This is a genomic window from Halalkalibacterium halodurans (assembly GCF_004376175.1).
In the GTDB taxonomy this organism is placed as follows: Bacteria; Bacillota; Bacilli; order Bacillales; family Bacillaceae_D; genus Halalkalibacterium; species Halalkalibacterium halodurans.
Genome location: NZ_SNUY01000013.1, coordinates 45,382 through 65,132, shown reverse-complemented (window position 1 = coordinate 65,132; position 19,751 = coordinate 45,382). Strand labels below are relative to the sequence as shown.

Below are 19,751 nucleotides of genomic sequence, written 5' to 3'. Positions count from 1 at the left end.
GCACTGAAAGACTTGAAAGGCTTTTAAAAGCCCTAAGATTCTTAACAGAGGAGAACCCTAACATTCTGAATTCGCTTACACTCATGAGAATGGAAAATATTCCTCCCACAAAAGGTTGACACAATCTGTGATAGAGATAGAAGACATTAACCAAAAGACAGCCAATGCGATCATGAAAGGAGTGACTATCGTAGTAAAGGCGATCAAGGTATTATACAATCCTGCGGGTATCACGACTTGTTAAAATGGTGGAGAATTCAATGACCTCGATCATTATCATATCCATGTCATCACAAGAGAGCGGGAACCATCATTTGCTGACTTCTACTCTGAAGCTTTATTAAACAATGAAGCGTTAAAAAAGAAGTTACCTGAAACAAGAGTGGCACTAGCAGCAAAAATCGAGCGTTTAAAAGGGACTGTTTGATCGTGTTTGGATTTATTTGGGGACTCAGGACATATGATCCCAATGTTACAGTAGCTTTTTAGGAAATCATTCATCTGCGTAGGAAACATCCATGATTACGTTAAAATGAATCCATTCAAATTCTTGATCGTGTTCGAATTTCAATTTCTCAAGCACGCGGTCGATAGAAGTCACCACCCCGACGATTTGTTTATTTTCGTACGTGTCAAAAACCGTTAATCTCACAGGTTTTCTTTTATGATAAGAGGCTTGGATGACAGAAGATAGTTCGTCTAATGTTTGCTGATCCATCTCCGGCTTCGCTTGTTTCTGTGATTGTCGGCGATAAGTATGCAGTGCCTCTACATGTTCAGGCAGCATCACCCGACTCGACTCCCATCTGAGGTTATATCCTGACGTTAGCTTGTTGATTTTCATAAAGTTCACCCCCGCACCAAAGAACGTATGTTCTCTATTATAGTACCGAGTAGACACCGTGATTACAATTGGTAATTTATTCATATGGAAGTGTTTTAAAGGGATCGAAGACGTTCTTTAATTCATAAAGAACTAGAATGAACTGTTCAAATGCCCCTCCTTGGTTAATAGGAGAATTGTTTTTTACTGTTTGATAAACATATATAGCAAATTGAACCTAGTTCGATCCTTTGATCAATAGTTTTAAATGTCTATTGCACTTACTCATGATAAAACGGTACAGGATTAAAAAAATACAGAGGGGTTCCAGCGAATTTGAAAGGATTGTGTCGTTGCTCTTAACCACCCAAATGACGAAATACTAGCAAGAAGCGAATATTATGACAAATGAATTTGTGTACGAAGTGACGTTTTTAGATTAAGGCTATTAGATAGAGTGTGTCTGAGGTCGATCCAGATCCTCAGAACACTCTTTTTTGCTCATTATTTATAATGACCACCAATCTTTTTCGCTCGTTCCTCGGCTTGACTAGCAGAGAGGAAAGAAACCGCTCGCCGAATCGCGGTGTCTCCGAATTTTTCTTTAATCGTATCCATCGTATAGCCAAGCTGGTGGGCCCGGTCGCGGTTGCCAAAAAAACTTAGCTGCCATGCCTCATCACTCGTTAAGTTGGAAAGATTCACATGTAAGCGACGAATGGGCTTTCCGTCCCAAAAACGTTCAAACAACGTGGCAGCACCCTCGTACACTTCCATCGTAATATTCGTATGGTTCGTCAGCTTCATTTGCCGATGAAAGCCGGTAGGGGTCTCCATGTTTGCTCCGCTCACACCGATGGCGACCGTTCGTCCCATCAAATGGGCCCGCCGCGCGCGCTTACATACTTCCTCACATAGCTCAAGGAGCACGACATGAATATCTTCGGCTTTGACGTAATCATGAGGGAGGGTCATGCCGTGACCAATTCCTTTTTGTTTGTCATGGGAATGGGGCGTGACCGGGGAAGGGTCGATGCCGTGAGCGGTAAGCCATAAAACGTGACCGTTCACACCCCATTTGCCTTTGATTCGTTCCAATGACGTGTTTGCTAGCTGACCGATCGTGCGAATGCCTTGGTTGCGAAAATGTTTCGTCATTTGCCTACCTACCCCGTATAGACATTCAATCGGAAGGGGCCACAGCAGCCGCTCCATTCGTTCTTTGGTTAAATGGAAAACTCCGGAGGGCATCTTTTTCGCAAAATTGTCGCACGCCATTTTCGCTAGCACTTTACTTTCACCCATCCCGATTCGTGCTCGCACACCTGTTTCATGCCAAATCGCTTGCTGCACCTTTTGTGCGATCTCGCGAGGAGCACCGAATAGGCGCTGGCTATGGGTGACGTCCATAAACTGTTCATCGATCGAAAACGGTTCAATCAAGTCGGTAAAACGTTCCAAAATCTCTGTAATCTGCACAGAAACCGTTACATATTGCTGCATGTGGGGACGGACGACGACTGCTTCTGGGCATTTTTGCTGAGCTTCCCATAGCCGTTCCCCGTTTGTAACCCCGCGAGCTTTGGCAACAGGGCACGCAGCCAAAATCACACCGGAGCGCCGCTCGGGATCACCGGAGACGAGCAAGGGGCGTCCAGAGAGTTCTGGATGGTTCGCCCGCTCAACAGAAGCGAAAAACGATTCCATATCGACCATAAAGATGACTTTATCCACTGTCAACACCTCGTAAGAACATTTGTTCTGGTACAGTATATGTGAATATTTGTTCGTTTAATAGTAGTAATTTGTTCTTCTGTTAACGGGTGGTTCCAGTCATTACACGATCATCCATAATTGTCGATCATCAGGGGAATCTGAGCTTTCACTAGGAAGACTTGGTTTATCTTTCATAGCACTTTCTTAAAAGGTAAGAAAAAACCGTTCGGAAAGATCCGAACGGTTTATTTTGAGAAAAAGCCACGCAAGGCGAAGGCGACATTTTGTGGACGCTCTGCAAGGCGACGCATAAAATAGCCGAACCAATCAATACCAAATGGAACGTAAATGCGGACGTTATAGCCTTCTTTTACGAGCTCTTCCTGCAAGTTGGTGCGGAAGCCGTACAACATCTGGAACTCAAATTGAGAATGGGAGATGCCCTTTTCTTTTACGTAAGCTTTCACTCGATCAATGATTTGATGATCATGGCTCGCAATGGCAGTGTACGTTCCACTATCCAAATGGAGCTTGATCATGTTGAAGTAGTTTTCATCGATTTTTTCTTTTTCTTGATAGGCTACTTCTGGCGATTCTTTGTAAGCCCCTTTAACGAGTCGAAGAGGAATTCCTTCCAATGCCCGTACGTCATCCAATGCGCGGAACAAATACGCTTGAATAACAGTTCCCACATTGTCATAAGTTTTCCGAAGTTCCGCTAAAATGTCTAACGTTTGCTGACAATGTCCATAATCCTCCATGTCAATGCGGACGAAAATCCCTAGCTCTGCTGCCTTTTTCATAATGCGCTCCATGTTTTCAAGACAGAAGCTTTGATCGATGTCAAGACCAAGCTGAGTTAATTTCAATGACAAGTTACAGTTCACCCCGGAGGAAGCAATCTGTTCGAGTGTCTGAATACAATGGTCTGTCGCTTCAATGGCTTCTGTTCGTTCTTCAACAAATTCACCGAGATGATCAAGTGTGGCGGAAAGTCCTTTTTCATTCAACTCTTTTACTTTTTCGATCGCTTCGCTAATCGTCACACCAGCGACCACTTGAGAGGCACCTAATTTTAACCCCCACTTTTTGGCTAATTTATTCATTGATTTGCTTTGAGATAAGCTAGTAAAAAATGATTTCAAAGGCTGCTCAAGCACCATCATAGAAAAACCTCCTTTAATAGGCTTTTTTACTTTATATTCATGCAAGGATCGTGCCAATTGATTAGTTACACTACAGAGGATCAACCTTTCGTGAAAAACGACCAAAGTTTTGGTGGAGGAAGGTGTCACAACGAAAAAAAGTGTAGAATATTTAGACAAAATCGTATAAAATAAATGTACATTAGACATTATTGTAAACCCTTACATCGTTGGCGTGGAGGTGTTTCCGTTGATTAAAGATGTTCGTTTGCGGGAGATGGCAAGCCCGTTAGGAGAAGAACAGCCAAAAGAGAATGACGCACTGAAGGTTCATGAATCTACGAAACTATCTGAGGTGAGTCTGTCCGAACTAAAGGACATGATCCTTGTTGACGATCAAGGACAGCCTGTTGGATGGATTTCAAAGGAAGCGTTCATAAAACAATTGCTGGACGCTTACCAAATGCATCATGCTTTCTTTCAAGCGTTTCTCGCCTCTGCCGATGACGCAGTGACGATTGTCGATAAAGACGGAATCGTCAAAGGTTGGAGCAAACGCTCGGAAGACATGTACGGTCTCCCTTACGAAGAAGTGGTGGACCAGCCAATCAACACCTTTTTCGATAGCAACGCATTAATGGTTATTTCAACAATACAGCAAGAAATGAAAGTAGAGAAAAAATACAATCAGCCGAAGCATGACATCCATGTATTAATCAACTCTATGCCCGTCTATCGCAACGGTGCCTTAATCGGCGGAATTTCTGTTGAAAGAGACATTAGTGACCTCGTCAAGTTGAACAATGAGCTGGCGACAACGACCGCGTATTTACACGACCTTGAGTCCAATGTGATCCAGCAAAACAATCTCGCACCATTTCAAAAGATCAAAGGGCGAAGTGATGCCCTTCAGCGCGCCGTCCGGTTAGCGAAAAAGGTCGCCACAACCGATGCGTCCGTTCTCATTACAGGAGAGAGCGGAGTCGGAAAGGAACTGTTTGCTGAGGGCATCCATCTTGCTAGCCAGAGGGCAGATAAGCCGTTCATTGCCATTAACTGTGGGGCAATTCCTGCGGCGCTATTTGAAAGCGAACTGTTCGGTTATGAACCAGGCGCCTTTACAGGTGCGGTAAAGGGTGGGAAAAAAGGGAAGGTGGATGCAGCCAAAGGGGGGACTCTATTCCTTGACGAAATCGGGGAGCTCCCGCTTGAATTGCAAGTGAAGCTGTTGCGCGTCCTTCAGGAAAAAATGTTCTACCGTGTCGGCGGAACGGAAGCGATTCCGATCGATTTGCGTATTGTCGCAGCGACGAACCGTCATTTAGAAGAGATGGTGGAAAAAGGCGAGTTTCGCGAGGATTTATTTTATCGGATCAACGTCATCTCGATCCCAATTCCTCCTCTTCGCGAACGACCAGAGGATATCCCAGAGTTGATCCAGCTGTTTTTAAAAGAGTTTTCGCTGAAATACGCAAAGGCGATCCCGACGATCGACCCTGAAGTCATTTACACGTTACTGAAATATAAGTGGCCAGGAAACATTCGCCAGCTGCGAAATTTGATCGAGCGACTTGTCATTTTGAGCGGCGATGAGCACGATGTGATCAAGCTCCACCATCTCCCAGAAGCATTGCAAGGAAAGAACGGGAAAGTGGAAACATTGAACGTGGAAAACGAAATCCCGGCCGCTCAACCTGAGAAAGCGGACGAGGTTGCGCAAATCAAAGCAGCCTTGACGCGGACGTACGGAAATAAATCGGCAGCCGCAAAGCTGCTCGGTATCTCAAGAGCAACCCTCTACAATAAAATGAAACGATACGAATTAGAGTAGGGAGGAGCACGATGACATTTCCATCAAAAAAAGATTTTTGGATTGGTCTTGTGCTGTTACGGATCGGCAGGAGTTCTTTTCATTCCTCCGATCGTAGAACAAAGTGTCATTCTTTTGATTGTCCTCCTCTCGATCGTCATCTTCCTTTTATCGATTTGGTTTCGAACGTATGACCGAATCGATGGGGACAGACTATTCGCGATCAGTGGTCCATTTCGATGGAGCATCCCAATTCAAGACATTCGGAGCATTGAAAAGCGGAAAAACTTGCTTTCAGGGCCAAGCTTGTCACTCGATCGGTTGACGATTCTATATGGGGTAGGCTATGACATCATCGTCATCTCACCTGAAAAGGAAGATGTGTTTCTTCAATTGTTGCTGGACAAAAATCCAAACATCGAACTTAAGGGGGTTCCCGAAAATCTTGACCATTAGCAGGGCGCTACGAGGCGTCCTGTTTTTGCATTTTTAAACGAAAAAGGTATGAGCCTGAGCCCATACCTTGCTGTGATTAATACATTTCTGATACTGTCTTCGCTTGCATATGAAGCGCTAAATAGTCAGGACCACCTGCTTTTGAATCGGTACCAGACATTTTAAAGCCGCCAAATGGATGATAGCCAACGATTGCTCCTGTGCAATTACGGTTGAAATACAAGTTTCCGACATGGAACTCTCGCTTTGCTTGCTCGGTGTGGGCGCGATTTCTCGTAATCACCGCTCCTGTTAAGCCATACTCTGTGTTGTTGGCAATTTCGAGTGCATGATCAAAATCGTTCGCTTTGCTGAAAGCAACCACCGGTCCAAATATTTCTTCTTGCATGATCACCGCTTCTGGATCAAGGTCAGCAATAATCGTCGGTTGGATGAAGAAGCCTGTAGAGCTGTCTCCTTCTCCGCCCGTCATGAGACGGCCTTCTTTTTTACCAATTTCAATGTATGACATAATTTTTTCAAACGCTTTTTCATCAATTACTGGTCCCATGTAGTTGTCGCGGTTCGTAGGATCGCCAACCGTTAAGTTTTTCGCAAGGGCGACCGTTTTTTCTAACACTTCATCGTAGACATCCTTGTGGATAACAGCCCGTGACCCAGCAGAACATTTTTGTCCCGAGAACCCGAAGGCGGAGACGAGGATGGATTCTGCAGCCAAATCAAGATCAGCATCGCGATCGACGACAACGGTATCCTTTCCACCCATTTCTACAATGACGCGCTTCAAGTGGTTTTGTCCTGGTCGAACAACAGCTGCCCGCTCATATAAACGAACACCGACATCTTTTGAGCCCGTAAACGTAATAAGACTCGTTTTCGGATGATCAACAAGGTAGTCACCGACTTCAGCGCCGCTTCCTGGTACATAGTTGATAACGCCTTTTGGTAACCCTGCATCCTCAAGAACTTCAACAAATTTAGCAGCAACGACAGGTGTCGTACTGGCAGGCTTAAGGACAACTGTGTTTCCTGTCACAATCGGAGCTACTGCCGTACCGACCATGATCGCAAGGGCGAAGTTCCATGGAGAAATCGTAACTGTCACGCCCATTGGTGTATAGAAGTAACGGTTTTGCTCGCCTGGACGGCTAAGAATCTCTTTTCCCCTATTAAGCTCAATCATTTGCCGAGCATAATATTCAAGGAAGTCGATCGCTTCCGCCGTATCCGCATCCGCTTCCTTCCACGGCTTCCCAGCTTCATGTACAAGCCATGCAGAAAACTCATGCTTGCGGCGACGGATGATCGCAGCAGCCTTCACTAAAATGTTCGCACGCTCCTCAGGGTTGACGTTGCGCCAAGTTTGGAACGCTTCATCTGCTGATTGAATAGCTTTCTCTGCAAGGTCCTGATTCGCTTTAGAAACAGAACCAACCAATTGATCTTTACGAGCAGGGTTCCAAGATTGGATCTTGTCCTCTGTTGTAACCCGCTCACCATTGATAATTAATGGATACTCTTTGCCTAACTCTTTTTCTACAAGTCCAAGTGCTTCTTCAAACGCTTTTCGATTCGCTTCCACCGTAAAATCTGTAAATGGCTCATGCTTATATGGTTGCAACATCAAAAATCCCCTCCATTAACTTTTTAATCGTTTCACCCATATATACATGCAACTTCCATGCCAACTTTTAAAAACGGAGAATGAACGGAAAAAGGTTTATAACAAAAAAATAAAATAGACAAAAGTGTAAATTGTAAAAAGATTATGGTTAGTGAATAAACAATAGTGTATAAATAGACGATAGATTAGACGATGTTTTAGATAGTCGGTCACTCTTCGTGTGAAATAGCGGGGAATAGAATAGAGGAGAAATTTCTTTATAAAAAAGCATTGACCATTTCGAATTTTTTAGGTAATATAATACTTGTCTTCATTAACAGCATACATGATCCGTTAGCTCAGTTGGGAGAGCGCTACCTTGACAGGGTAGAGGTCACTGGTTCGAGCCCAGTACGGGTCATTCAAAAACATTGATAGAGAACACCTTTCGTTGATTGAAAGGTGTTCTTCTTTTGTTTAAATTTTGTTTTTGCCGTGTTCAATGTTCAGCTCTTTTCGTAAAGATTGTTGCTTTTAAATAACAATTGAAAAATAGGGAAATATTTAACGGTTGTCGTATAATATAAATGGAATCACTATTAAACTCTTAGAAGAGAGGGGAAAAGAAGATGAAAAAAGTAGTTCCACCATTATTAGCATATTTGATTGTATGCATCGTTGCCATTATCCTTCCTGCATCAGAGGGATATAACACAGTAGCTTGGAAATTGTTAGTTGGACAAATTTATGCAGTACCTATTTTAATAATTGTGGCTTTAATTTCATTTTATGTTAACAGGAAAACTTCACCTAATTAAGCAAATAATATTACGGTCATATCTAAATTGATATGGCTTTTCTGCCGCGCAACCGAATCCTCGAGTATATCCGTTTTACGGACTCAAACAATAGAGGTATAAAAATATAAAAGCACAATTCCGGTTGGTGAATCTTTCTAAAGTTTATTTAAGACACGCCTTGTTCCACTCGTGTTCTGACCGTTGTTGCAGATCCCAAAATCTATAGGAAACGACATCGGTATACCGCATTCGGCTAACCGTTTCATTGTTTTAAATTCGCATTTCTTCTTGTCATACTCTGAAATATCGGCTATCCGAAGCAGCATCTTTTCGTTCGTCACGGTTTCAATATAATATTTTTTGTCGCTCGACCAGCCTTTATTTATTGGTTTGATTTTTTCAAATGTTGCGTAGTTTTTAATATCGAACATGAGTTGGTCTCCTTTTCGTAATTTAATTCCATTAAACTAAACTAGTATAGCTATTCCTCTGATAGTCGTCCATTTTAATCAATAATGTAGAAAGGTGAGAGTTAAAATGCTTCTCCAAAATACTCTTAATTCATTAAAAATGCAACTTAATAAAGGGGTATTGCTTGGATTTGTCTAATATTCCATCCAATTTGGATTTTTACTTTGATGATAATTTAAGGGAAGTTCCAGTTTCAACAATTGATATGATTAAAGGCATTGAATTTTAAAAAAAACAGAGTCATAGCCCCCAAGATAATGAGGAAGAATTGGCTAAAACATATGGTCTCATTGGTGTATATTCAAGAATTGTCAACAAAATAGAAGATAGTAAAAAATATCTTAGTTTAGCAATTGAAATGAATATACAATCAGGGAATCATAAGAGCCTGTTTGTCAATGAGTTACGCCTTGCACACACATATCAATGGGAAACCAACTATCATAAATCCAATAAATTATTTAAGAAACTTAAGGAACAGTCAGAAAGCGATACCGAACATAGTAATTATTTGGACTTCGTATATCAGCATTACGGAAAAAACCTATTTGACCAAAGTGAATATCAATTGGCTTTAAAATACGTTAAAAAGGCATTAAGAATCAGAGTGGAAAAAGGGAATAAAGAACTTATCGACTCAACGGAATATGCAATCAATATTTGCAATGAAAAGATAAAGCAGATAAAAGAGTAATTAAGCTATTGCCTCAGGTCCTGAACAGACGTTTTTACAGATTTTTGAGACGCAGAAATAAGCATGTGCTCAACTCGTTTTTCAAATGCAAGCTTTGCCCTAATTCAAGTTACGGCCTTGTGCTACGACAACTGCAATTTTAAGGTTAGAAATAATCCCTCTTTGTTCATCTTTTTCTCCACGTTTTTTGGGTTTTCATAGACTCACGAAAGAGGATTTCGTGACTCCAACGATTTCTTAAAGTTGATGAAAGCCAAGACTTTTCAAGGCGTTCAAGATTTATTTCTTTCATTTGACGTGAACCATTCAAATTTTATTGAAGGGCTGATGGACAATTGCTTTTCACGTTACAATAGGAAAAACGGCATGGGAAGAGAAAGGGGGCGTATCCATAATGATTCGACCTTCATTAGCGCATACGATTATTTCAGAGGTGCGAAAGCTGCTTGATGAAGATTTGATCGTGGTTGATCCAAGTGGAACGATTATTGCAAGCACGGACAAAGAGCGAATGGGCTCCTTTCACGAGGGAGCTCTCATTTCGTACAACGAGCGACGCCGATTGATTATTACACAAGATGATGAAAGCAAATTAACTGGTGTGAAAGCAGGGATCAATCTCCCTATTTTCTTTCAGGATCAAGTGGTAGGCGTAATCGGAATCACGGGCGACCCTTCGAAAGTTTCTGCCTACGGAGAGCTATTGAGGAAAATGACCGAATTGCTCATTAAGGAGAAATATTATGCAGAGCAGCTAGAATGGCATGCGCGCACGCTGGAAGCCTTCGTTTTTGATTGGGTGCAGCAAAAGGAATGGACACGTAGCTTTATCAATCAAGCGAAGATGTTACATATTGATTTAACGGTTTCTAGGCAAGTGATCATTGGCTATTATGGTCAACACAATAGGGAACGGATTCAACGGGAGTGGTGGATAGATGTTAGCCAAACGTTCACTCGGCAAAAGGATGACCTTCTCGTTCGTTGGGGAAATGATCGGTTTGTGATGCTGCTAGCGAACAAAGCGGAGGGAAAAGAACGTGCGGTCCATTCGATTCAACAAATCCAAAAATACATTCAAAATAAGTACAGACACTCCCTTTCTTTTGGAGTGGGTCAAAGCGTTTGTCCACAAGAGCTGTATCGTTCTTTTGAGCAGGCTGAACGTGCCTTGGCGGTGGCGGTGCGTACTCAATCCATTGTCTTTGAAGAAGACCTTCGCCTAGACATGTGTTTACAAGATGTCAAAAAACAAACTCGGGTAGATTTCGTCCAACGAACCCTTGAACCGATCATGAAAGATGAGGATTTACTTGAAACGTTAAAAACATTTATTGCGCGTAATCAATCGTTCAAAGAGACAGCCGAAACCCTTCATATCCATATTAATACGCTTCACTATCGACTGAAAAAAGTGGAAGACAAGACGGGGTTAAACCCTCGTGATTTTCACGACTTAACGACCCTGTATCTAAGCTTATTCTTTTTAGAAGATAATCTAAAAAATTAAAGTGGAAGCGGATTATTTTTGGTGATGTATCCATAGTATCTCTCCTCCTGTTCCTTAATAATGGAGAGTAAGCCTACGACTAAGGCGATAGGAGGAGGATTTATTTGTTAGCAAATGAAGTCAAGGAAAAACTGATCAAGATCGTCGGATTAGAAAACGTGGAAGATTCTCATGTGGAGAGGCTCGTCTATTCTTACGATGCGACCCCGCAGTTTCAAGCGCTGCCTGATGCGGTCGTTTCCCCAAGAAATACGAAGGAAGTGGCTGAAATCGTAAAGATTTGTAACGAATACAACATCCCCATTGTCCCTCGAGGATCAGGCACAAACCTTTGTGCGGGCACTTGCCCGACGGAGGGAGGGATCGTCCTTCTTTTTAAACATATGAATTCTATTTTAGAAATTGATGAAGAGAATTTAACCGTAACGGTTCAACCTGGGGTTATCACGTTAGACATGATTCGAGCTGTGGAGGAAAAAGGTCTGTTTTATCCACCAGATCCAAGCTCTCTCAAGATTTCAACCATGGGCGGAAATATCAACGAAAATTCTGGTGGTTTACGTGGATTGAAATATGGAGTAACTGGAGACTATGTCCTTGCCTTAGAGGTCGTTTTAGCCAATGGCGAAGTGATCCGCACAGGAGGAAAGCTTGCGAAGGATGTTGCAGGTTATGATCTCACACGGTTGATGGTTGGATCGGAAGGAACGCTAGGGATTGTAACAGAAGCAACATGTAAGCTAATTCCAAAACCAGAGTCTAAGCAGACTATGCTTGCGCTCTATCAAGACATTGAAGCAGCAGCACAAACGGTCTCCAGTATTATTGCAAACAAAGTGATTCCTACGACACTTGAGTTTTTAGATCAACCGACGTTAAAAGTGGTGGAAGCACACGCTCAGATCGGGCTACCGACCGATGTTCAAGCGGTTCTTCTCATTGAGCAGGATGGCCCAAGTGAAGTCGTAAAACGAGAGATGGAGAAAATGCATGCATTATGTGAACAAGGGCAAGCGATTTCAGTTCAGATCGCTGAGTCTGAGGATGAGGCAGAGGCCTTGAGAACCGCGAGACGAAGCGCCCTTTCCGCTCTCGCTCGGTTAAAGCCAACAACGATTTTAGAGGATGCGACGGTACCGCGTTCCGAGATTGCGAACATGGTAAAAGTGATTAACGAAATTGCAGAAAAATACGAGCTTACGATTTGCACGTTCGGTCATGCTGGGGACGGTAATCTCCATCCTACTTGTTTAACCGATATTCGCAATCATGAAGAAATAGAGAGAGTAGAAAAAGCGTTCGCGGAAATTTTCGAAAAGGCGATTGCGCTTGGCGGAACCATTACTGGCGAACATGGAGTAGGGGTGATGAAGGCGCCTTATCTCGAACGAAAACTTGGTGAGGCTGGAATGGCAGCGATGAAGGCGATTAAAGAAGCGCTCGACCCAAATCACATTATGAATCCTGGAAAAGTGTTTGCGAAGGATTGTAGAAAACGGGTGGTGGTTTCACGGTGAGGACTGTACAAGAAAGAGAAACCATTCAGCGGCAATTTCAAGAGCGGATGAGTCAGGATGAATTATTAAATTGTATGCGCTGTGGGTTTTGTCTCCCAAGCTGTCCAACGTATATCGAATCAGGCTTTAAGGAATCACACTCGCCAAGAGGAAGACTTGCGGTCATGAAAGCCGTCGTCGATGGTGTCATTGAACCAGATGAGGACGTAGAGCGTTCACTGAATTTGTGTCTTGGCTGTAGGGCTTGTGAGCCTGTTTGTCCATCTGGTGTCAATTACGGCCATTTGCTTGAGGAAGCCCGCGATATTATTCAGCAAAACAAAAAACAGTCCCTTCCTGTGCGAACCGTTCGCAAGGCTGTATTTAGTGGGCTATTTCCTCACCAACATCGAATGCAGCTCTTAACCGGGATGTTAGGTTTGTATCAACGATCCGGTTTACAAAAGATCGCGCGCAAAAGTGGCATGCTGAAGATATTGCCAAATACTCTTTCCACAATGGAGAAGGTGTTGCCACCTGTTCCGCGGCTGCGAGAAATGAAAAAACGGCCGACTTTTCTTGCGGCGAACGAAACAGCCAAAAAGCGGGTTGCGTTTTTTTCAGGTTGTTTAATGGACACCATGTTTATGAAAACGAATGATGCAACGATGAAATTATTGCAGTTAGCAGGCTGTGACATTGTCATTCCCCCAGAACAAGCTTGTTGTGGTGCTCTCCATGGTCATAGCGGGGAAAAGGGTGGAGCAAAGGAGCTGGCTAAGCGCAACATCCTTGCTTTTGAGGAACTAGACGCTGATTATATTATTACGAATGCGGGAGGCTGTGGCGCTTTCTTAATGGATTATGGTCACCTTTTGCAAGATGAGCCTGAATGGATCGACCGAGCCCGTCGATTTTCTGATAAGCTAAAAGACATTTCAAGCGTTTTGGTTGAATTAGATTTTCATGAAAAATATGAGCTCACTTTACCGTATCAAGTAATTTCTTATCAAGATTCCTGCCATTTGCGAAATGTGATGAACACATCTTCTGAACCTCGAACGCTACTTGAAGCGATTAAGAATACCGAATACCGTGAAATGAACAATGCAGATAGCTGCTGTGGTTCTGCCGGGATTTATAACATTGTTGAGTCGGACATGTCGATGAACATACTTGATTCCAAAATGAAAGAAGTGAAGGGAACAGGAGCCACGACGATTGTAACCGCGAATCCAGGCTGTTTACTACAAATGAAGCTAGGCATAGAGCGGGAAGGAATAGCGGATCACGTACGGGCCGTGCATATTGTTGATTTACTGCTCGAGGCAGTGAAAGACGTTAAATCAGCTTGTTTATCCTGATATTCATGCTGGTCTCGAAGGCGTTCGCTGGGTCGAACATTGTGTGCGTTCAGCGGATCAAGGAGACGTTTGGATTGATTATCAAGAGGTACCAGAGAAATAACATAAGATCAGGCGAAAAATACTAACGGCTAAAATCGTTAGTATTTTTTTGATTTTATGACTAGAAGTACCTTTGCAAAAGCAGTTACCCAAAAAAAGCATGTGATAAGATAAAGATAAAAAATCGTCCTACATTTCTGAAAACATAAACATAATGTTATGGGGACACAGCTAAAATATAGTGACTGCAACCTAGTTGTTCTTATTTGTAAAAAGGGGGAAATGGGATGAAAGAATGGTGCAATGTATTAATAGTAGATGACGAAAAACTCATTCGACAGGGAATCATTAATTTTTTCGATTGGGAGAAAGAAGGGTTTCAAATCGTTGGCGAAGCGGCTAATGGAAAGGAAGCACTTGAACTCATTTCTAAGAACGAGCCGCATATCGTCATGACCGATATTGTCATGCCTGTCATGGACGGGATCGATTTGGTCAAAAGGGTTAAACGTGATTTTCCGGAAGTTGAGATCATTGTATTAAGTAGCTTTGAAAAATTCGAGTATGTGCGGTCCACCTTTCATAGCGGTGTGGCAGATTATTTTTTAAAGCCCCGACTAAATGAGAAAGATCTATTAAAAACGTTGAGTGAGGTTAGAGGGAAGATCCCGGCACTTGCGAAAGTAGATTCTCCTAGTAGGGCAGTCTCTTCCATTTCGGACCAATTCGAAAAAATACTCGATGGACATGCACCATTAAGTCAAGATGATACGGGAGAGAGGCGCTTCCCTAAAGGTCCATATCGTTTAGCTGTCATAACCCCTATAGAAGAACAAGACGTTCACAGGAGGAAACAACGTTTGGATGAACGAGAGCAAGCGATTACAGGAATTGATGTTGTTTGTAGTATAGAAAAAGAAGGTGATGCTGTTCTTTTGCTTTCATTAGAAGGAGACGTGTCATCTTCCATGAAGCAAGCTCCGGACGATTTCCTAAAAGGACGAGATGGCCATGCCTTGTTAGTAAGTTCTCCTTTTTCATCCATTTACGGAGCGAAAGAAGTGTATGAGCGTGATATACCGTTGTTGAAACAGTATTCGTTTTATTTGCCGGACACCCCACTACTTATTTACGATGAGTTGCCCAAGACGAACGAGGGGGTCAAAACGTTTGATTTAAATCATTTTATTGAGTTGTGTAAAGGGCGAAAGTTTGTGATAGGCTTTCAATATTTACTAGACTATGTTGAGTATATGTCGACGAGGTACACCCAATCGAGCACTGAATGTAAAGCGTTTCTAGGAAATATTATCTTTAACATGATCGTGCTCATGGGCAATTTAAAATATGACGTGAAAGAACTAGAACGAGAAAAATATCACTATTTTGCGACGATTAATGCTGCCAAAAATGTGCGGGAAGCCACCGATTGCTTTTATCAGTTTTTAGAGGTAACCAAACAGATTATTTCAGTCTACTCAAATGAAGGTTCTTCCAATATTCAAAAAATGTTAGCGTACATCGAAGAACATCATTCGGAGCCTTTGAGTCTATCACAATTGGCCAACTATTTTCATTTTAATCCTTCTTATCTCTCGGCTTATTTTCGTCAACATCACGATGAGGGTTTTAGTGAATATTTAAATAAAGTCAGAATTCGAAAGGCGCAAGAGTGGCTGAAATCGAGCACGATTCCAATATCAGAAATCTATGCGTTGGTCGGTTACTCGGATCATAGCTATTTTTGCAAGGTGTTTAAAAAGCGAACTGGAATGCCTCCAAGTCGCTACCGAAGGGAGAATGCTGAACATCATGAGACCCATCATTAGAAAATTTTATCGAATCATTCAAACGAATGATTTGTTTTTTAAAGTGTTTCTCGTTATGGTCGTTAGCATTATCTCGGTGTCGATCGTCATTTCGTATAGCACGATTCAAGTATCGCAAAATCTGTTTATGGATACGTTTACGATTACGAATACAAAAGTATTAAATCAGATGAAGTCAAGGCTGGAGGCTTACAGCTATGCTGTAGTGAACACGGTCAACAGTATGCAGACGAACGGAACGATCAAACGAGTGTTAATGGAGGAGCAATTAAACTCTATCGAGACGGCCAAATTATACTATGAAATGACGAAGCAAATGGAGTCAGTTTATACGGAGGTAGCCTCTTATGGGGCCAATATGATTGTCATTGGAAAAAACAGCAGGCTGTTTAATATGAATTACTCTAATTGGCCGGTTACTTGGGACGAACTACAACATCATGCTGTGACAACGGAAGCGTTGCAATCCCCCAACCAGCTGCTGATCCAATCTACAAGTGAGAACGGGGAACCGATGATTGTTGCCGCCAAAGTGTTGTTGGAACGGTCGACAGAAAATCGGTACGGAATTGTTTACATTTCGATACGTGAGAGGCAATTGCGAGAGTTTTACGAAGGGTACACGACAGAAGGAAATAAAATTTTAATCGTAAATGATGAAGGACAGATTATTTCAAGTAATGACCAAACGATGATCGGCGTGACAGATCAAGCGTTATTACACGCGTCGCGTGAGATGAGTGAGCTGGGACTAGAGTACACGGATGTCCATGTATTTGATAAAGATTATATGATTCTATCGGAATACCTTCCGACGTTTAATATGTACCTTATCAATTTAGTCGATAAAAGCATGATCTCTGAAAATTTGCTAAGTAAAAAGGAAATCTCCTAGATTATTCATAAGACCATCACAATCGAATGAAAGCTACCTCAATGTGTAGAAATCAACTACTTCTAAAGAATGTATTGCGTTTTTGACTTGGATATAGGGCGGAAATGAATCTTTTGACTTATAGAACGCTTCTTAGATGACCGTTTGAATGGAAAAAAGGCAGACTTATCCCTTTGTACGTAACGCAATTTCAAAAATTTAGGATGTCATAGGATGTTAGGATTGGATCATCCGGAGCGTCTTGAAGAATTCCTCTTGGTAGACAAAGGATTTCGATAGCTTCAAATGAAGATATCGACCAGATTTTGTCAGTTTCGCTCCTATTTTGATCATCAAGCTTCTAAACGTTCCCATTCGGTACGATTTGATGGCAGGAGAAAAGAACAGGTTTTTCGTAGCGATATGCAAGTTATACGCAACAAGGGCCGTCATCATTCTTGCGCAGTTGGCCGTATAATCATGGCTGCTAGTATATTTACAACCGAAATCATTTTTGGCTTCCTTAATAAACAGTTCCATTTCTCCGCGTTTTTTGTAAAGACGGAAGACCGTTTTTGGGTCAGCAGTTAGGTCTGTTACGATAAAAGTATGGGTAAAGAGAAGTTCGGTTGCTTGTCTTTCATACCGAACGACTACTCTTCTTGGACGATCCCAGGAGCCTGCCTGATAATCAAACTCATCATAATGAACCTCCTCGGATTCAGAGGAAAAAGAGGGAGCGGGGCTGATTTCCTCTGCCATAGCGTGAAGCTTGGCATTGGCTTTTAAACGAATGACGTAACTCACTTCTTTGTCTTCGCATGTTTCATACAGGGATGGAATGGCAAATCCACTATCGCCGCGAACGAGTATATCCATATGCGGAAGTTGATTCAAGTAGCTGTCAATGATGTCGCTTACCATGTCTTCCGCCCCTTTGGATGTATATTGTTCACCAGGGCGATTGACCGCAGAAAGACACATGCCTGTCATACAATCGAACGCCATTAAAGGGTGAAATCCAGTTGTCTTGTAATGGGTATTAAACGCGCTATTTTCCTGATTTCCATAGGTTTGGAAATACGTGGAATCGACATCGATGGTGAGCTGATGTTGATCTAATCGTTTGTGAGTGTCGATACTTGATTGCAGGAGGAAATCATTCATTTGGTCGATGTTTTCGGGTGTAAAAGCCCCATATGTTCGTGACACAGTTGGTTGGCTAGCCAAGTAATCCTTTTCTGTAACCTGAGTAAAGACCGGATCGTCCACAAGACGTTTCGCAGCGTAATCACGATGGTACCCTGCTAGATGTTGAAAGACTAGTTGTTCAACAACAGATGGGCAGGTATGGTCCGGTAAATGACGCTCATCTTGAATATGAAGGGTGTTATGAAGAGATTGAAAATAACCGATTTTATGTGCAGACTCTTTATAAAGAATCAGTCCTCCATCCGACGTGATTCTTTCATGAGATAGACCAATTTTTAAATTGGGATTGAAGTTTGTTTTTATTTCGTTTAAAGAGCTTGTTCAAAAAGCCATAAAATCCGAAAAAAAATAAAAATGCACCTTAGCGAAAAATGGTAAAATGGAAGTAACGAATCAACCAAAAATACCAATTTGCGAGGTGCATTTTCATGGATATGCAGCTAGAACTGCTTCCTTACCACTACTATAACACACTCGGTTTCGATGTGGAATTGATAGATTATATTGATCATGTTGATGATTCTATTGTCTTGGAAAAAATGAAACCATTATATAAAGGCGGTGGTCGCCCGCCTATTGATGCTAGGACGTATTTTCGTATGCATTATTTGTACTTTACACGGCCTGAGATCACGTCTTTTAGAGAGCTCTGCAGACAGCTGAAGGACCCTAAGAATCAGGCATGGCGCAACTTCATCGGCACTCCAAACATAAAGGATGTTCCTGTTCATTCGAGCTTGACTCATTTTCGTCATACTCTGACACCCGAGCACTTTTATAAAATCTTATTCGATTTCATTGGTCAGGCCCTGAAACTGGATGGTTTTTTAGAACCAACTCTTGCGGGAATTGATTCTAGACCCGTCTTTGCTCACGTGAATGGCTATAAAAAGAAACGTTGTGCTTGTGAAGATAAAGAGACATGTGAATGCGACAAAACGTATTCGGATCCCGATGCCAAAGTAGGCGTTCAGCGGAATAAAGCCAATCAGAATAAATTTTTTATTGGCTATCGAAAACATTCGATTGTTTGCCCCGCACCCTCGGGTCCTGTTGTTCTCTTGTCTATTATTCTTCCACCAGATACTCACGATGTCGATGTTCTTCTTCCGTTGGTTGAAAAACTAAAAGAAATCGGTGATTTGAAGGTAGAGTATCTTGTGGCAGATTTAGGCTATTTCAGTGCCGAACACCAGATAGAATCTTTACATAAACATGATGTGGCCGTCGTAACAGATTTCAAAAAGAATACGGTCATCCCTGAAACTTGTTCATCAGAAGGAAAGCCTGAATGTGAAGCTGGCCATGAACTCCTATGGGATGGATTTGAGAAGGAAACCTATACGTCTTGGTTTCATGGTGACGAAACCAAATGTATGTCCTGTCCATTACAGGCTACTTGTAATAAGCAATTCGGTTTCACCTTTGAAGAAAACCCATTCTTCTATGGTCCAGTTCCACAAGGGTCAGAGCTTCAAGAACGGATGTTAAACTTTCGTAAGCAAGTGGAGCTATCTTTTGCACATGAATCGAATCAGCTCGATTCTGTGATGCGACATAAAAAGGTGCCAGTAAAGACCACCAAGAGAGTCCAATCTTTCTTCATCATGAGAGATTTGTTTCGACTCATTCAACGGATGATCAAACACATACGAGATACGGTCTTACCTGGAAATCATGTTGAAGCTATAAGGAAATTACAGGAAATCCAAGTGGAACAGCTTTCCTTGCCGATAGCTAGCTAATTTAACCCCAATCAAACCTTTTTCAAAAAATTGTCTATGGTCCAAGGGAGAAGTCTACCCTTTTTTAGGTGCGATTTTGAGTGGGGCGAAGGTACATTTTTTTGTCTGAAATTATTTTACTTTCATTACCATTAATGGAAGTGTAGTCAACTGATTTTCTA

General features: G+C 42.1%; 16 protein-coding genes, 1 tRNA gene and 2 pseudogenes. 12 read left to right on the top strand and 7 right to left on the bottom strand.

Annotated elements, in window-relative coordinates; all coding sequences use genetic code 11:
* Positions 1 to 493 precede the first annotated feature (493 nt).
* The 3 genes from E2L07_RS06600 to E2L07_RS06590 all read right to left on the bottom strand — a co-directional run bounded on the left by E2L07_RS06600 (position 494) and on the right by E2L07_RS06590 (position 3,699).
* Positions 494 to 844 (bottom strand): YolD-like family protein, encoded by a 351-nt coding sequence (locus E2L07_RS06600; RefSeq protein ID WP_166740033.1) that lies wholly within the window; start codon positions 842 to 844, stop codon positions 494 to 496.
* A gap of 483 nt (positions 845 to 1,327) precedes the next feature.
* Positions 1,328 to 2,557, bottom strand: a complete 1,230-nt coding sequence (locus E2L07_RS06595; protein ID WP_134229176.1) for a DNA polymerase IV — start codon at positions 2,555 to 2,557, stop codon at positions 1,328 to 1,330.
* 227 nt (positions 2,558 to 2,784) lie between these two features.
* A complete protein-coding gene (locus tag E2L07_RS06590; protein ID WP_412733912.1) occupies positions 2,785 to 3,699 on the bottom strand; it encodes a proline dehydrogenase family protein in 915 nt (304 codons plus the stop codon).
* A 235-nt stretch (positions 3,700 to 3,934) separates the two neighbouring features.
* On the opposite strand from E2L07_RS06590, the gene E2L07_RS06585 reads away from it, so the two are divergent.
* Together E2L07_RS06585 and E2L07_RS06580 are read left to right on the top strand one after the other, a co-directional pair.
* Complete coding sequence (locus tag E2L07_RS06585; RefSeq protein ID WP_010898887.1) at positions 3,935 to 5,515, top strand: sigma-54 interaction domain-containing protein; 1,581 nt, start codon at positions 3,935 to 3,937, stop codon at positions 5,513 to 5,515.
* Between the two features lie 42 nt (positions 5,516 to 5,557).
* Positions 5,558 to 5,950, top strand: coding sequence for a PH domain-containing protein (locus tag E2L07_RS06580; protein ID WP_010898886.1), 393 nt, complete (start codon positions 5,558 to 5,560; stop codon positions 5,948 to 5,950).
* Positions 5,951 to 6,026: 76 nt separating this feature from the next.
* Here the strand turns inward: E2L07_RS06580 and pruA are convergent, their stop codons facing one another.
* A complete protein-coding gene (gene pruA / locus E2L07_RS06575; RefSeq protein WP_134229174.1) occupies positions 6,027 to 7,574 on the bottom strand; it encodes an L-glutamate gamma-semialdehyde dehydrogenase in 1,548 nt (515 codons plus the stop codon).
* Positions 7,575 to 7,901: 327 nt separating this feature from the next.
* Here pruA and E2L07_RS06570 point away from each other — a divergent pair.
* Positions 7,902 to 7,974: transfer RNA gene (locus tag E2L07_RS06570), tRNA-Val, on the top strand.
* Positions 7,975 to 8,182: 208 nt separating this feature from the next.
* Positions 8,183 to 8,371: a DUF4017 family protein gene (locus E2L07_RS06565; protein WP_053430807.1), complete on the top strand. Its 189-nt coding sequence runs from the start codon at positions 8,183 to 8,185 to the stop codon at positions 8,369 to 8,371.
* 137 nt (positions 8,372 to 8,508) lie between these two features.
* Here the strand turns inward: E2L07_RS06565 and E2L07_RS06560 are convergent, their stop codons facing one another.
* A complete protein-coding gene (locus tag E2L07_RS06560; protein ID WP_053430808.1) occupies positions 8,509 to 8,784 on the bottom strand; it encodes a phosphotransferase in 276 nt (91 codons plus the stop codon).
* 308 nt (positions 8,785 to 9,092) lie between these two features.
* On the opposite strand from E2L07_RS06560, the gene E2L07_RS06555 reads away from it, so the two are divergent.
* Positions 9,093 to 9,518 carry a tetratricopeptide repeat protein gene (locus E2L07_RS06555; RefSeq protein WP_053430810.1) on the top strand — a complete coding sequence of 142 codons (426 nt, stop codon included), beginning with the start codon at positions 9,093 to 9,095 and terminating at the stop codon, positions 9,516 to 9,518.
* A 102-nt stretch (positions 9,519 to 9,620) separates the two neighbouring features.
* On the opposite strand, the pseudogene E2L07_RS21725 reads toward E2L07_RS06555, so the two are convergent.
* Positions 9,621 to 9,794, bottom strand: a pseudogene (locus E2L07_RS21725) (IS1595 family transposase); the annotation flags it as partial.
* A gap of 118 nt (positions 9,795 to 9,912) precedes the next feature.
* On the opposite strand from E2L07_RS21725, the gene E2L07_RS06550 reads away from it, so the two are divergent.
* The 6 genes and pseudogenes from E2L07_RS06550 (at position 9,913) to E2L07_RS06525 (ending at position 16,654) form a co-directional block, all read left to right on the top strand.
* Positions 9,913 to 11,028, top strand: coding sequence for a CdaR family transcriptional regulator (locus E2L07_RS06550; RefSeq protein WP_053430811.1), 1,116 nt, complete (start codon positions 9,913 to 9,915; stop codon positions 11,026 to 11,028).
* A gap of 104 nt (positions 11,029 to 11,132) precedes the next feature.
* Entirely contained in the window at positions 11,133 to 12,545 is a 1,413-nt protein-coding gene (glcD, locus tag E2L07_RS06545; RefSeq protein ID WP_134229173.1) for a glycolate oxidase subunit GlcD, read from the top strand.
* Positions 12,546 to 12,592: 47 nt separating this feature from the next.
* Entirely contained in the window at positions 12,593 to 13,888 is a 1,296-nt protein-coding gene (locus E2L07_RS06540) for a (Fe-S)-binding protein (protein ID WP_134229181.1), read from the top strand.
* A pseudogene (locus E2L07_RS21175) lies at positions 13,860 to 13,991 on the top strand (gfo/Idh/MocA family oxidoreductase); the annotation flags it as partial. The gene E2L07_RS06540 and the pseudogene E2L07_RS21175, both read left to right, overlap by 29 nt.
* A gap of 226 nt (positions 13,992 to 14,217) precedes the next feature.
* The gene (locus E2L07_RS06530) at positions 14,218 to 15,759 is read left to right on the top strand and encodes a response regulator transcription factor (protein ID WP_134229172.1); all 1,542 of its coding nucleotides are present in this window, start codon (positions 14,218 to 14,220) and stop codon (positions 15,757 to 15,759) included.
* Positions 15,743 to 16,654 (top strand): cache domain-containing protein, encoded by a 912-nt coding sequence (locus tag E2L07_RS06525; protein ID WP_208401989.1) that lies wholly within the window; start codon positions 15,743 to 15,745, stop codon positions 16,652 to 16,654. Before E2L07_RS06530 ends, E2L07_RS06525 begins: the two co-directional genes overlap by 17 nt.
* Positions 16,655 to 16,870: 216 nt before the next feature.
* Here the strand turns inward: E2L07_RS06525 and E2L07_RS06520 are convergent, their stop codons facing one another.
* A complete protein-coding gene (locus E2L07_RS06520) occupies positions 16,871 to 18,148 on the bottom strand; it encodes an IS1380 family transposase (protein ID WP_134229171.1) in 1,278 nt (425 codons plus the stop codon).
* 125 nt (positions 18,149 to 18,273) lie between these two features.
* Between E2L07_RS06520 and E2L07_RS06515 the strand changes: the two genes are divergently transcribed.
* On the top strand, positions 18,274 to 19,590 hold the full coding sequence (locus E2L07_RS06515) for a transposase (RefSeq protein ID WP_134228930.1): 1,317 nt from the start codon (positions 18,274 to 18,276) through the stop codon (positions 19,588 to 19,590).
* Positions 19,591 to 19,751 lie beyond the last annotated feature (161 nt).